Genomic DNA, 13776 nt, shown 5'->3' with positions numbered 1-13776 from the left:
GCACCTGGATGCGCCCAAAAGAACCAGAGGAACCTGATATGAATTCCACTCTTGGACTGGGGGCTTTTCCCCATCGCCGCACCCTTGGCGTACTGACCGCCAGCCTGTTGACCTTCTCCGTGCACGCCGCGCCCCTGACCCGGGACAACGGCGCAACGGTCGGCGACAACCAGAACTCGCAAACGGCTGGCGCCAATGGCCCGGTGCTGCTGCAGGACGTGCAACTGATCCAGAAGCTGCAACGTTTCGACCGTGAGCGCATTCCCGAGCGCGTGGTACATGCACGCGGCACTGGTGCCCACGGTACTTTCACGGTGACCAACGACCTCAGTGACCTGAGCAAGGCCAAGGTGTTTGCCGCAGGCCAGGTGACGCCGGTGTTCGTGCGTTTCTCCGCGGTGGTGCACGGCAACCACTCCCCGGAAACCCTGCGTGATCCGCGGGGTTTCGCCACCAAGTTCTACACCGCCGATGGCAACTGGGATCTGGTTGGCAACAACTTCCCGACGTTTTTCATTCGCGATGCGATCAAGTTCCCGGACATGGTGCACGCGTTCAAGCCCGATCCACGGACCAACCTTGATGATGACTCGCGCCGTTTCGACTTTTTCTCCCATGTACCGGAAGCCACTCGAACGCTGACCGAGCTCTACTCGAACTCGGGCACGCCGGCCAGTTATCGGGAGATGGATGGCAATGGTGTACACGCCTACAAGTTGGTCAATGCCAAAGGTGAAGTTCACTACGTGAAGTTTCACTGGAAGAGTTTGCAGGGCATTAAAAACCTTTCGCCAAAACAAGTCGCAACGGTTCAGGGTCAAGACTACAGTCATATGACCAATGACCTGGTAACCAATATTAATAAAGGCAATTTTCCTAAGTGGGACTTGTACATCCAGGTGCTGAATCCGCAAGATCTGTCCAAGTTTGATTTCGATCCATTGGACGCGACCAAGATCTGGCCCAATGTTCCGGAACGGAAAGTTGGACAAATGGTGTTGAACCGTAACCCGGCGAATGTGTTCCAGGAAACTGAACAAGTGGCCATGGCTCCGGCCAATGTTGTACCGGGTATCGAACCTTCCGAAGATCGTCTGTTGCAAGGCCGAGTGTTCTCTTATGCCGATACGCAGATGTATCGTCTGGGCGCCAATGCTCTGCAACTGCCAATCAATGCGCCGAAAGTTGCCGTCAACAATGGCAATCAGGACGGTGCGATGAACGTCGGTGGCACCCAGTCTGGTGTGAACTATCAGCCGAGCCGTCTGCAACCGCGCGAAGAGCCGCAAAGTGCGCGTTACAGCGAGCTGGCGCTATCGGGCAGCACGCAACAGGCGAAGATCCAGCGTGAGCAGAACTTCAAGCAGGCCGGTGATCTGTATCGCTCGTTGAGCAAGCAGGAGCGTCAGGACCTGATCGACAGCTTCGGCGGCTCGCTGGCGACCACCGATGACGAGAGCAAGCACATCATCCTGTCCTTTCTGTATAAGGCCGATCCGGAATACGGGACCGGCGTGACCAACGTGGCCAAGGGTGACCTGAGCCGGGTCAAGGCACTGGCAGCGAAACTGGTCGACTGATCTCGACGCCCTGCAAAGCGGGGCCTGACTCAGGCCCCGCTTTGCCCAAGGAGAGTACATATGCGTCCTTGTCTTTTACTGTTGCTCGGCTGTCTGTCCCTTACTGCACAGGCCGGGCAAAGCCCTGAGGCGATCAAGGTTCAGTTGCAGGATTACTACTTTGATGCCGCCCGGCGCGGTGACGTGCCAATGCTCGAGACCTTTATCGAATCCGGTTACGCCCTCGATACCCGTGACAGCAAGGGCTACACCGCGCTGATTCTGGCGGCGTATCACGGCCAGGGCGCCGCCGTGGACCACTTGCTGGCGGCGGGTGCTGATGCCTGCGCGCAGGATCAACGTGGCAACACGGCGTTGATGGGGGCGATTTTCAAGGGGGAGGTCCAGATCGCCCGGCGGCTGATGGCTACCGATTGCAGCCCCGATCAGCGCAACGGCGCGGGACAAACTGCCGCGATGTATGCCGGCTTGTTCAAGCGGCTCGAACTGCTCGATGCGCTCAAGGCCAAGGGTGCCGACCTCAATGCCGAAGATCCGCTGGGCAACAGCGCCGTGCGTCTGGCCAACGGCGAAATCCATACCGCCGCGCCGCGCTGACCGGCGGCTGCGTTATCATCGCGGTTTTTGCCGGGGGATCCAGATGGCCAAGGCCAAGCGCATGTACGGCTGCACCGAGTGCGGCGCAACCTTTCCCAAGTGGGCGGGCCAGTGCGGCGAGTGCGGCGCCTGGAACACCCTGACCGAAACCATGATCGAGAGCGGCGGTGCCACGGCGCCCACCGGTCGTACCGGCTGGGCCGGGCAGCAGGCGCAGATCAAGACGCTGGCCGAAGTCAGCATCGAGGAAATTCCGCGCTTCTCGACCGCGTCCGGTGAGCTGGATCGGGTGCTCGGTGGTGGTCTGGTCGATGGTTCGGTGGTGCTGATCGGGGGGGACCCGGGCATCGGCAAATCGACGATTCTATTGCAGACCCTGTGCAATCTCGCCAAGAGCATGCCGGCGCTGTACGTCACCGGTGAAGAATCCCAGCAGCAAGTGGCCATGCGCGCCCGACGCCTGGGGCTGCCGCAGGACCAACTGCGGGTGATGACCGAAACCTGTATCGAAACGATCATCGCCACTGCCCGTCAGGAAAAACCCAAGGTGATGGTGATCGACTCGATCCAGACCATCTTCACCGAACAATTGCAGTCAGCCCCCGGTGGCGTCTCGCAAGTGCGCGAAAGTGCGGCGCTGCTGGTGCGCTATGCCAAACAGAGCGGTACGGCGATTTTCCTCGTGGGTCACGTCACCAAGGAAGGTGCGCTCGCCGGCCCACGGGTGCTGGAGCACATGGTCGATACCGTGCTGTATTTCGAAGGCGAATCGGATGGGCGTCTGCGTTTGCTGCGTGCGGTGAAGAACCGTTTCGGCGCGGTCAACGAACTCGGTGTGTTCGGCATGACCGACAAGGGTTTGAAAGAAGTCTCCAACCCGTCGGCGATTTTTCTCACCCGTGCGCAGGAAGAAGTTCCGGGCAGCGTGGTCATGGCGACATGGGAAGGCACCCGGCCGATGCTGGTGGAAGTGCAGGCGCTGGTCGATGACAGCCATCTGGCGAACCCGCGTCGGGTGACCCTGGGCCTGGATCAGAACCGCCTGGCGATGCTGCTCGCGGTCCTGCACCGCCACGGCGGCATTCCGACCCACGACCAGGACGTGTTCCTCAACGTGGTGGGCGGGGTGAAGGTGCTGGAAACGGCGTCTGATCTGGCGCTGATGGCGGCGGTGATGTCGAGCCTGCGCAACCGGCCGTTGCCGCATGATCTGCTGGTGTTTGGTGAAGTGGGCTTGTCCGGCGAAGTACGTCCGGTGCCGAGTGGCCAGGAGCGCTTGAAGGAAGCGGCCAAGCATGGCTTCAAACGGGCAATCGTGCCCAAGGGCAACGCACCGAAAGAAGCGCCGCCGGGGTTGCAGATCATCGCGGTGACCCGCCTCGAACAGGCCCTCGACGCACTCTTCGAGTAACACAGTGCCGTTGTAAGAGTGAGCCTGCATTTGATCTGGCGGGTTCTAGATTTCGATCAGGGCGCCCAATTCGCGCTCCAGCTCGGCCTCATCTGCCAGATTCAGCTCGATCAAGCGCCGCAGGCACTGGATCGATTCCAGGCTGATATGCCGGCAGACAAATCCCAGTTGCCCGTGATCTTCATGGGCCAGGTGCACATCCATCTGAATATCCACGTCATCGCTCAGATGAATGTCGACATGAAAATCATGCTCCTTATCCCCAAGCCAAGGCTCCGGTCGTTCGATCAACAGCCCCTTGAGTGACAGATCGATCAGCTTCACCGGCCAGATGTATTGCCCCTGACTCAGTTCGGTTCTGGCATCGAACGCAATACGTTTGAAGCGACGACGGTTGGCTGGGTGCTCGCTCATGGCGCAATCCTCCAAAGGTTCGCTGACTATAGACCCGCATTCTTCAACCGTGCCAGTGCATACGGGCGTCTAGACCAATGTCGGGGTATGGTCTTTGCCGCCAGTAGCGCTAAACTCGGGGTGGCTGTCTTTCTTGTCCACCCTGGCTGGAATAATAAAATGAAAAATAATAATAGCCTGCTGCGCCACTTACCCTGGCTAGTGCTGGCAATCGTAGGAGCGTGCGCCCTGGGCGTAGTGGCATTGCGCCGAGGAGAGGCGATCAACGCCTTGTGGATCGTGGTCGCGGCAGTGGCCATTTATCTGGTTGCGTACCGTTACTACAGCCTGTTCATCGCAAACAATGTGATGCAACTCGATCCGCGTCGGGCCACCCCCGCCGTGCTCAACAACGACGGTCTGGACTACGTTCCAACCAACAAACACATTCTTTTCGGTCACCACTTTGCGGCGATCGCCGGCGCAGGACCTCTGGTCGGGCCGGTGCTGGCGGCGCAGATGGGCTATCTGCCCGGCACGCTGTGGCTGATTGCCGGGGTGGTGCTGGCGGGTGCAGTGCAGGACTTCATGGTCCTGTTCATGTCTACCCGTCGCAACGGCCGTTCCCTGGGCGACATGGTGCGTGAAGAAATGGGCCGCGTGCCTGGCACCATTGCGCTGTTCGGCTGTTTCCTGATCATGATCATCATCCTCGCTGTGCTGGCGTTGATCGTGGTCAAGGCGCTGGCGGAGAGCCCGTGGGGCATCTTTACCGTGATGGCGACCATCCCGATCGCGATGTTCATGGGCATCTACATGCGCTACATCCGCCCGGGCCGCATCGGTGAAATCTCGGTAATCGGCGTGTTGCTGCTGCTCGGTTCGATCTGGCTGGGCGGGCAGATTGCGGCTGATCCGGTATGGGCCAAGGCGTTCAGCTTCACCGGTATTCAAATCACCTGGATGCTGATCGGCTACGGTTTTGTCGCGGCAGTATTGCCGGTGTGGCTGATCCTCGCGCCACGTGACTACCTCTCCACATTCCTCAAGATCGGCACCATCATCGCGCTGGCGATTGGCATTCTGGTGACCATGCCCGAGCTGAAAATGCCGGCGCTGACCCAGTTCGTCGACGGCACCGGCCCGGTATGGAAAGGCGGTCTGTTCCCGTTCCTGTTCATCACCATTGCTTGCGGTGCGGTGTCCGGCTTCCACGCGTTGATCGCTTCCGGCACCACGCCGAAGCTGCTGGATAACGAAACCAATGCCCGTTACATCGGTTACGGCGGCATGCTGATGGAATCGTTCGTGGCGATCATGGCGATGGTTGCCGCTTCGGTAATCGAGCCAGGCGTGTACTTCGCCATGAACAGCCCGGCCGCCGTGGTCGGTGGTGACGTGGCATCGGTCGCGCAGATGGTCAGCAGCTGGGGTTTTGCGATCACGCCTGAGGCGCTGCAAGCAGTGGCTCACGACATCGGCGAAACCACTATCCTGGCCCGTGCCGGCGGTGCGCCGACGCTGGCGGTCGGGATTGCGCAGATCCTGCACAGTGTCCTGCCGGGTGAAAACACCATGGCGTTCTGGTACCACTTTGCGATCCTGTTCGAAGCGCTGTTCATCCTCACAGCTGTGGACGCCGGCACCCGTGCCGGACGTTTCATGCTGCAGGACCTGCTCGGCTCCTTCGTTCCAGCGCTGAAACGCACCGAATCGTGGACCGCCAACCTGATCGCCACCGCCGGTTGTGTGGCGATGTGGGGCTGGTTGCTGTACCAGGGCGTGATCGATCCACTGGGCGGCATCAACACCCTGTGGCCGCTGTTCGGTATCTCCAACCAGATGCTGGCCGGTATCGCGCTGATGCTCGGCACCGTTGTGCTGATCAAAATGAAGCGTCAACGCTATATCTGGGTGACCCTGCTGCCAGCGGCCTGGCTGCTGATCTGCACCACCACCGCAGGGTTCATCAAGCTGTTCGACGCCAACCCGGCGATCGGCTTCCTGTCGCTGGCCAAGAAATACAGCGATGCCCTGGCCAATGGTCAGATCCTCGCGCCGGCCAAGAGCATCGACCAGATGCAGCACGTGATCTTCAACGCCTACACCAACGCAACGCTTACCGCGCTGTTCCTGTTCGTGGTCTTCAGCATCCTGTTCTATGCGCTCAAGATCGGCATCGCCGCCTGGGGCAAAAAAGAGCGTACGGATAAAGAATCGCCATTCCAGGCTCTGCCGGACGCGTAACCAGAGGATTGCACCATGTTCAATGACCTGAGTCGCCTCGGTAAATACCTCGGTCAGGCCGCGCGCCTGATGGTCGGCATGCCCGACTACGACACCTATGTCGAGCATATGCAAACCAAACACCCGGACAAACCGGTGATGAGCTACGAGATGTTCTTTCGCGAACGTCAGGAAGCGCGTTACGGCGGCAAGGGTGGGCCAAAGTGCTGTTGAGCTGACAGCGCACGGTTGAGGTAATCCCCTGTGGGAGCGGGCTTGCTCGCGAACGCGGTATGTCATCGAGCAATGATGTCGACTGACACGACCCCTTCGCGAGCAAGCCCGCTCCCACATTTGTTTTGTGTTTCTTTCAGGAGATCGTGTTTTGTCCTCTCCCATACCCGTAACGGTACTCAGCGGTTTCCTCGGTGCCGGCAAGACCACCTTGCTGCGCCATTTGCTCAAGGCCGAGCACGGCCTGAAAATCGCCGTGATCGAAAACGAATTCAGCGACGCCGGCATCGACACCCAGTTGCTGGGTGACGAACCGGTGCAAGTCATGACCCTGGCCAACGGCTGCGTCTGCTGCACCATTCACGCCGATCTGACCAAGGCCCTGTACCTGCTGCTCGAACGTCTGGACAGCGGCGAAATCGCCTTCGATCGGCTTGTGATCGAGTGCACCGGGCTGGCCGATCCGGCCCCGGTGGCGCAGACCTTTTTCATCGATGAAGAACTGCGCGAGCGCTATCTGCTCGACGGCATCATCACTCTGGTCGACGCCGCCCATGCCGATCTGCACCTGACCCAGACCATCGCCCAGGCGCAGATCGGTTTCGCCGACCGCTTGCTGGTGAGCAAGACCGATCTGGTGGACGAGGCGACACTCACCGCGCTGAGCGAACGTCTGACGCGAATCAACCGACGCGCGCCGATTCGCGTGGTCGAGCATGGCAACATCGATCTGGCGGAATTGCTCGATGTGCGTGGCTTCAACCTCAACGCCGATCTTGGTGGCGGGGTCAGCCTGCGACCGGTGAGCAAGGCGCCCTCGATCGACCGTATTTCCAGCCTGGTGCTGCGCACTGAACAGCCGCTGGATATCGATCAACTCAGCGAGTTCATGAATGAGCTGCTCGAAGAGCATGGCAAGCAATTGCTGCGTTACAAGGGTGTGCTGAGCATTGCCGGTGAGGATCGGCGGCTGGTGTTTCAGGGTGTGTTGAAACTTTACGGTTTCGACTGGGATACCGAATGGGCCGAGGGTGAAGCGCGGGAAAGTGTGATTGTGTTTATTGCCGATGATCTGCCGGAAGAGAAGATTCGGGCGGGGTTTGCCCGAGTGGCTGCACAGCAAAACTGAATTTGTGGCGGCTGGAAGGGCCTCCGCGAGCAAGCCCGCTCCCACAGCAGACCGCATTCTGTCAGGAGGAATGCGGTTCATTGTTCGGGAGGTGCTTGGGTGGCTGCACAGCAAAACTGAATTTGTGGCGGCTGGAAGGGCCTCTTCGCGAGCAAGCCCGCTCCCACAGCAGACCGCATTCTGTCAGGAGGAATGCAGTCTACTGTGGGAGCGGGCTTGCTCGCGAAGGCGATCTAACCAACAACACAATATCCAGGCTCTGAACCCAGCAGTGCCTGCTCAAGATGATCCAGATGCCGATTCATCAGCATCCCGGCCCTGGAAGCATCGCCTCGTTCCACCGCCTCTACCAACGCCAAATGCTCGTGCCATGCGCAACAGCTGTGCGTCTGGCACTCGCTTCGCGCAATTGCCAATGATGTCAGCGGTACCAGGCTGCCAAGAAAATGCGCCAACGGTGCATTTCCGGCCATCTTCGCCAATTGCAGATGAAACTCCCCGGACAGGCGAATAGCCGCAGCGCGTCGATCTTTATCCACGGCCTGGCGCTCGCGTTCGATCAACGCGCGCAGGCGTTTCAAGTCATCAGGTTGCGCGTGCTGACACGCCAGTCGCACTAACGTGTTCTCGGTCAAGCGTCGTGCGTGCAGGGTCTGCCGCGTCTGCTCTGTATCGGGCGCAGCCACCCGCGGCCGGTGATTGGAACGCAGCACAATCACTTGCTCATGGGACAACTGCGTCAACACCCGACGCACGTCCGCGCGGCTGACGCCGAACATTTGCTTGAGGCTGTCTTCGGTGAAGCGGCTGGCAGCATCGAGACGTTGTTCGAGAATCGCATCGAACAGCCGGGGATACAGATCATCCACCGGCGCGTGCAGGCGGGAGAAGGGCAGGGCCGTCGACATCTGGCGATTGTGCGACGACGTGGCGAGGCTGTTCATGGCCGGTCTCCAGAGTGAGTAAATTCAGTGGCTCAAGTTGTCTTCCGGAATATTCAATTCGATGCCCATCCGCTGGCCTTCGCGCAGGATGTGCCGACGCATTTCGGCACTGGCCTGCGCGCTGTTCTTGCTGCGGATTGCGCGCACCACGGCTTCGTTTTCCTCAAGGCGTTCGGCCAGGTGCTCAGGCGAGTTGCGCAGCACTTCGGCGCTTTGCTTGAGGGCATTGCTGGTTTGCTGCACCACGCTCTGGAAGATCGGGTTCGAGGTCAGAGTGAACAGCTCTTCGTGGAAGGCGATGTAGGCGCTGACCCCGGCTTCGCTGTCGCCCGCTTCAAGCGCTTCGCGCATGTCCATCAGGGTCAGGCGCAGTTGCCCGACCTCCTTGCTGCTGATTGACTGCGCAACCAGACCGACAATGAACGGCTCAAGGGTGTAGCGCAGTTGCAGCACGTCTTCGAGGCTGGCGCCGGCCACAGCGCTGTCGTGGCTCTGGCTGTCACTGAGCTGGGCGTCGAGCACCACCACGCCCTTGCCCGGCATCGAGCGGACGAGGCCGAGGGTTTCCAGCACGATCACCGCTTCGCGCAGGCTCGGGCGGCTGATGCCCAGTTGCTCGGCCAGTTCGCGCTGGCCCGGCAGCATGTCGCCGGAGCGCCACTGACCACGGGCCAGTGCGGCGCGCAGTTTCTCTACCACTGAGTTGACGACGGTTGATGTAGTAATCACGTATTGGCTCCATGCGCCGTGCCTGCGGTGGTGCAGGCACGGCGGTCATTCAGAATTCTTTGGCCGCCGCCTGGGCGAGCGGTTTTCTCGGCTGAAAGGTATAGCCCTGCTCGCCGTTGAGCACCTTGTTCGCGCGCTGCACATCGATGTCCTTTTCCCAGCGGGCAATGGCGACGGTGGCGACGCAGTTGCCGATCAGGTTGGTCAACGCCCGGCCGATGCCCATGAACCAGTCCACCGCCAGCACCAGCACCAGCCCGACCACCGGGATCGCCGGAATCGCGGTCAGCGTCGCGGCGAGAATCACCAATGCCGAACCGGGAATGCCGTGGGCGCCCTTGGAGGTGATCAGCGACACCAGCAATATCGTCAACAGATCGGTCATCGCCAATGGCGTACCGGTGGCATTGGCGATGAACACAATGGCCAGGGTCAGGTAGATCGAAAAACCGTCGAGGTTGAACGAGTAGCCGGTGGGAATCACCAGCCCGACTGTCGAGCTGCCGATGCCCAGGTGTTCGAGTTTGCGCATGATCTGCGGCAGCACGGCGTCGGAGGAGGCGGTGCCCATGACGATCAGCAGCTCTTCGCGCAGATACTTGAGCAACGGCCACAGGCGCAGGCCGGAGGCACGCATCACCAGACCGAGGATCACACTGACGAAGGCCATGCAGGTCAGGTAGAACAAGCCGACCAGACTGCCCAGGTGTTGCAGCGAGTCTAGGCCGTACTTGCTGGTGGTGAAAGCGATGGCGCCGAACACGCCGATCGGCGCCAGACGCACGATCATGCCCATGATCCGGAAGATCACGTGGCTCAGTTCGTTGATCAGGCGCGAGATCCCTGAAGCCGCTTCACCGACCAGATTCAATGCACTGCCGAACAGCACCGAGAACAGCAGCACTTGCAGGATGTTGTTGTCGGCAAAGGCGCCGATCACCGAGGTCGGGATCAGGTCCATCAGGAATTGCGTGGTGGTGTGCATGTGCTGGCCGCGCTCGGCGATGTCGCCCATGTCTGCGGCGGAAAGCTGCTCCAGATGGATATTCGCGCCGCTGCCGATCCCGGTGCTGAAGGCGAAGACCAGACCGATCACCAGCGCGATGGTGGTCAGCACTTCAAAGTAGATCACCGACTTGAGGCCGATGCGCCCGACCTTCTTCAGGTCGCCGGCACCGCTGATACCGCTGACCACCACGCAGAACACGATCAGGCCGATAAGCATCTTGATCAGTTTGATGAAGCCGTCGCCGAGCGGTTTGAGCTGGGCCGAGTATTCAGGAAGGGTCAGCCCGCAGACGATGCCGAGCACCAGTCCGAGAACCACTTGGAGGAAGATTGAACGCGAGCACCATCTGAGCATGGGAGGAATCCTGGTCGGTGTCCTGGCTGCCGTGTGCGGGGCACATCAGATTCAGGACTTAATTATTGTGGTCTTACCGGTATGTCCAGTGCAGGCGCAGTCTACGCTGGGGTTTTTCTGGAATACAAGGGGAAAACACAAAAATGGCATGACCGGTCTGACCGGTGGTGCTCCGCTCAGTGATTGCGGGAAAGACGTTCGAAATGACGGAAGCCCGGCCATGCACACCGGGCTGTTTTGGTGCTGAGACTACTGGTTTTTAACCTGCTCAGTAGGGCACGTTGCGTTGCAGGATATTCAGTTTGAAGTCCAGAACACCTGCACTGCGATTGAAATCGGTGCGAACGAAAGTGCCCACTTTGGGATCGTGTTTATTGCGACTTTGCCCTGCGCACAGCAGAGCGCCGCCTCGGGTTTGTATTCTGACGCTGGGGGTATCCGTGTCGATCTGATCGAGGGTGATGATGTTGCCTTTGGCGTTCAGCAAGTTGAACGTGGTCTGATCTCCATCTTCGGTTGAATAAGCATTCAAGAAGTCTTTTTCTTCACGGCTGATGGTTCTGTAGTAATACGCGCCCGGTGTGAAAATGTAGAGGGTGTAATAATCGTCGAGGCACCTGAAATAAAAGGTCAAGGCGTCGGGCGCTACATCGGGCTTGAGAAACAAATAGTGTGAAACATCTAAATGGTGGGAGAAGGCAAAGGCCTCGTAATCCGGGCGCGGAGTACTGATTGCCCTGCCATAGGTCAACTTCGGAAAGTGAGGGTAACCAAAACGAGTGCTAAGGGTTGCAGTAAAAGAATTTTCCTGGTCGGTGCTCATAAGTGTTTTCTTTTTTAAGGCGAATAGATAAGTCGCTTGGACGCAAGTGCGCGCAAGCATTCGAATGCTTGTGTTGTCAGATTTCGTCTGGATCACTGAGGAACGATGCGCTGCGTTCCATGATTCGCAGCGTGAACGGAATTCCGTCGTTATTGGTCCCGGCCAGGTAGCTGTAGGGTGCGCCTCGGCGACGAACGGCGCTGATCTGTTCGCCATTGCGTGCCTTGAGCCGAACCCGCTGGATATCATGGCCCATGTCCTCAAGAGTGATGGTCCGATTGTCCAGACTCAGCAGGCTGAAAGAGCTGGTGTCGCCGCCTGCCGGCAAGAAAGCACCCAGCACGCCGGCGGCATCCTTGCTGATGCAATGGCCGGTATGAGTGGCGTGGGATCGGATGTAGAGGTGGTAATAGTCATCGGTGCAGCGGAAGTAAATGGTCATGGGCGGAGCATTTTTTACTTCCCCGTGCGGACGGCGACCCAGTAGATGAGCGTCATTGGATTTTCTGGATGCTCCGGTATAAAAGCCACCCGAAAAGGATGTGTCGGCGCGCAGGATTGATGTTTCATATAACGCCCCGAGGATATCCAGATCATGATGGTCAAGTTCCAGTGTTGCTATAAAGGATTTCTTCCTGTTTGTGGTCATGAGCTCTTCCTTGAGTTCTGAGTGTTATGGTTTTAGTAATTGTTAAGAGGCTGGTTTATGAGTTTTCCAGTTGTTACTGGGCTATTCGTTTGTCTCGGGCAAACACTAACAACTAAGTTGGTTGATGGTCGTGTTTTTACTTGAGTTTTTGTTTCAAGTTCCAGTTGCAGAAAATAATGAGCCCGGAAGAGAGGGGGTATCGTATTCCTGCAGGCGAAAAAAAACCGGCCATCACTGGCCGGTTTTTCATGCTGCGGTTTTAGCGTCGCAATTAAGCGCCGTAGACCGGCAGTTTCTTGCAGATGGCTTTGACTTTCTCACGAACGGCGTCGATCACCGCTTCGTTGTTCAGGTCAGCCAGGATGTCGCAGATCCAGCCAGCCAGCTCTTTGCACTCTGCTTGCTTGAAGCCGCGAGTGGTTACAGCCGGGGTACCGAAGCGCAGGCCGGAGGTGACGAACGGCGAGCGTGGATCGTTAGGCACGGAGTTCTTGTTCACGGTGATGAACGCTTTGCCCAGCGCGGCGTCGGCGTCTTTACCGGAGATGTCCTGCTTGATCAGCGACAGCAGGAACAGGTGGTTCTTGGTACCACCGGACACCACGTCGAAACCGCGCTCGATGAACACTTCGGCCATGGCCTGGGCATTCTTCACCACTTGTTCCTGGTAGGCCTTGAATTCAGGCTGCAGCGCTTCCTTGAAGCAGATCGCTTTAGCGGCGATCACGTGCTCCAGCGGGCCACCCTGGGCGCCCGGGAATACGGCGGAGTTCAGCTTCTTCTCGATTTCGGCGTTGGCGCGAGCCAGGATCAGGCCGCCACGTGGACCGCGCAGGGTTTTGTGAGTGGTGGTGGTGACCACGTCAGCGAAAGGCACCGGGTTCGGGTAGACGCCAGCGGCGACCAGACCGGCCACGTGGGCCATGTCGACGAACAGGTAGGCGCCAACCTTGTCAGCGATTGCGCGAAAGCGCGGGAAGTCGAGGATCTGCGAGTAGGCAGAGAAACCGGCCACGATCATTTTCGGCTTGTGTTCAACCGCCAGACGCTCGACTTCGTCGTAGTCGATCAGGCCGTTGGCGTCGATGCCGTACTGCACGGCGTTGTACAGCTTGCCGGAGGACGAAACGCTGGCGCCGTGGGTCAGGTGACCACCGTGGGCCAGGCTCATGCCCAGAATGGTGTCGCCACCTTGCAGCAGAGCCAGGTAAACCGCGGCGTTGGCTTGCGAACCGGCGTGCGGCTGAACGTTGGCGTAATCGGCGCCGAACAGCTCTTTGGCGCGGTCGATGGCCAGTTGCTCAACAACGTCGACGTACTCGCAACCACCGTAGTAGCGCTTGCCTGGGTAACCTTCGGCGTATTTGTTGGTCAGGACCGAGCCTTGAGCTTCCATCACCGCTGGGCTGGTGTAGTTTTCCGAAGCGATCAGCTCAATGTGTTCTTCCTGGCGCTGAGCTTCTTGCTCCATGGCGGCAAAAAGGTCGGCGTCGTACTTGGCAATAGTCAAATCACGGCTGAACATGGCGGTCCTCAAGGATCGGGGGCAGAAAAGGGGGGCATTCTAACCCAATGGGTTTTGGATGGCATATGAAACGACATCATGTCGCAGACAAGTGGCGTTCATGACAGATGTGCGGTGCTTTTGCCGGCCCAATCGCCAGCAGGCTGGCTCCCACATTAATCGCGACAGCCTGC

Annotated in this window: 13 protein-coding genes; 6 read left to right on the top strand and 7 right to left on the bottom strand. The window is 59.0% G+C overall.

The genetic code is table 11. The annotated features are described in order from the left end of the window. The first annotated feature begins 38 nt into the window (after nucleotides 1–38). The 3 genes from katB to radA are packed head-to-tail and all read left to right on the top strand — an operon-like array spanning nucleotide 39 to nucleotide 3588. Entirely contained in the window at nucleotides 39–1580 is a 1542-nt protein-coding gene (gene katB, locus AC0J41_RS22480) for a catalase KatB (protein ID WP_473013640.1), read from the top strand. Between the two features lie 60 nt (nucleotides 1581–1640). Continuing rightward, nucleotides 1641–2177, top strand: a complete 537-nt coding sequence (locus AC0J41_RS22475) for an ankyrin repeat domain-containing protein (protein ID WP_473013639.1) — start codon at nucleotides 1641–1643, stop codon at nucleotides 2175–2177. Between the two features lie 43 nt (nucleotides 2178–2220). Further along, nucleotides 2221–3588 (top strand): DNA repair protein RadA, encoded by a 1368-nt coding sequence (radA, locus tag AC0J41_RS22470; protein WP_007963764.1) that lies wholly within the window; start codon nucleotides 2221–2223, stop codon nucleotides 3586–3588. 45 nt (nucleotides 3589–3633) lie between these two features. Here radA and AC0J41_RS22465 read toward each other — a convergent pair whose 3' ends face one another. Beyond that, nucleotides 3634–4002: a PilZ domain-containing protein gene (locus AC0J41_RS22465; RefSeq protein WP_473013638.1), complete on the bottom strand. Its 369-nt coding sequence runs from the start codon at nucleotides 4000–4002 to the stop codon at nucleotides 3634–3636. A gap of 159 nt (nucleotides 4003–4161) precedes the next feature. On the opposite strand from AC0J41_RS22465, the gene AC0J41_RS22460 reads away from it, so the two are divergent. The 3 genes from AC0J41_RS22460 (at nucleotide 4162) to yjiA (ending at nucleotide 7570) form a co-directional block, all read left to right on the top strand. Continuing rightward, the gene (locus tag AC0J41_RS22460) at nucleotides 4162–6228 is read left to right on the top strand and encodes a carbon starvation CstA family protein (protein ID WP_473013637.1); all 2067 of its coding nucleotides are present in this window, start codon (nucleotides 4162–4164) and stop codon (nucleotides 6226–6228) included. A 15-nt stretch (nucleotides 6229–6243) separates the two neighbouring features. After that, nucleotides 6244–6441, top strand: coding sequence for a YbdD/YjiX family protein (locus AC0J41_RS22455; RefSeq protein WP_003228401.1), 198 nt, complete (start codon nucleotides 6244–6246; stop codon nucleotides 6439–6441). A 151-nt stretch (nucleotides 6442–6592) separates the two neighbouring features. Next, on the top strand, nucleotides 6593–7570 hold the full coding sequence (gene yjiA, locus AC0J41_RS22450; RefSeq protein WP_473013636.1) for a GTPase: 978 nt from the start codon (nucleotides 6593–6595) through the stop codon (nucleotides 7568–7570). 233 nt (nucleotides 7571–7803) lie between these two features. Here the strand turns inward: yjiA and AC0J41_RS22445 are convergent, their stop codons facing one another. The 6 genes from AC0J41_RS22445 to glyA form a co-directional block, all read right to left on the bottom strand. Further along, a complete protein-coding gene (locus AC0J41_RS22445) occupies nucleotides 7804–8514 on the bottom strand; it encodes a GntR family transcriptional regulator (RefSeq protein ID WP_025108764.1) in 711 nt (236 codons plus the stop codon). Between the two features lie 24 nt (nucleotides 8515–8538). After that, the gene (locus AC0J41_RS22440; RefSeq protein ID WP_025108765.1) at nucleotides 8539–9243 is read right to left on the bottom strand and encodes a FadR/GntR family transcriptional regulator; all 705 of its coding nucleotides are present in this window, start codon (nucleotides 9241–9243) and stop codon (nucleotides 8539–8541) included. A 49-nt stretch (nucleotides 9244–9292) separates the two neighbouring features. After that, nucleotides 9293–10606: a C4-dicarboxylate transporter DctA gene (locus AC0J41_RS22435; protein ID WP_473013635.1), complete on the bottom strand. Its 1314-nt coding sequence runs from the start codon at nucleotides 10604–10606 to the stop codon at nucleotides 9293–9295. Nucleotides 10607–10874: 268 nt separating this feature from the next. Further along, the gene (locus AC0J41_RS22430; protein WP_025108767.1) at nucleotides 10875–11429 is read right to left on the bottom strand and encodes a hypothetical protein; all 555 of its coding nucleotides are present in this window, start codon (nucleotides 11427–11429) and stop codon (nucleotides 10875–10877) included. Between the two features lie 76 nt (nucleotides 11430–11505). Then, nucleotides 11506–12078 carry a hypothetical protein gene (locus tag AC0J41_RS22425; protein ID WP_473013634.1) on the bottom strand — a complete coding sequence of 191 codons (573 nt, stop codon included), beginning with the start codon at nucleotides 12076–12078 and terminating at the stop codon, nucleotides 11506–11508. 271 nt (nucleotides 12079–12349) lie between these two features. Next, a complete protein-coding gene (gene glyA, locus AC0J41_RS22420; RefSeq protein ID WP_007963781.1) occupies nucleotides 12350–13603 on the bottom strand; it encodes a serine hydroxymethyltransferase in 1254 nt (417 codons plus the stop codon). Nucleotides 13604–13776: the final 173 nt, after the last annotated feature.

The sequence above is a fragment of the Pseudomonas sp. Arb-4-2C genome, assembly GCF_055755015.1.
This window is presented reverse-complemented; position numbering and strand designations above follow the sequence as displayed.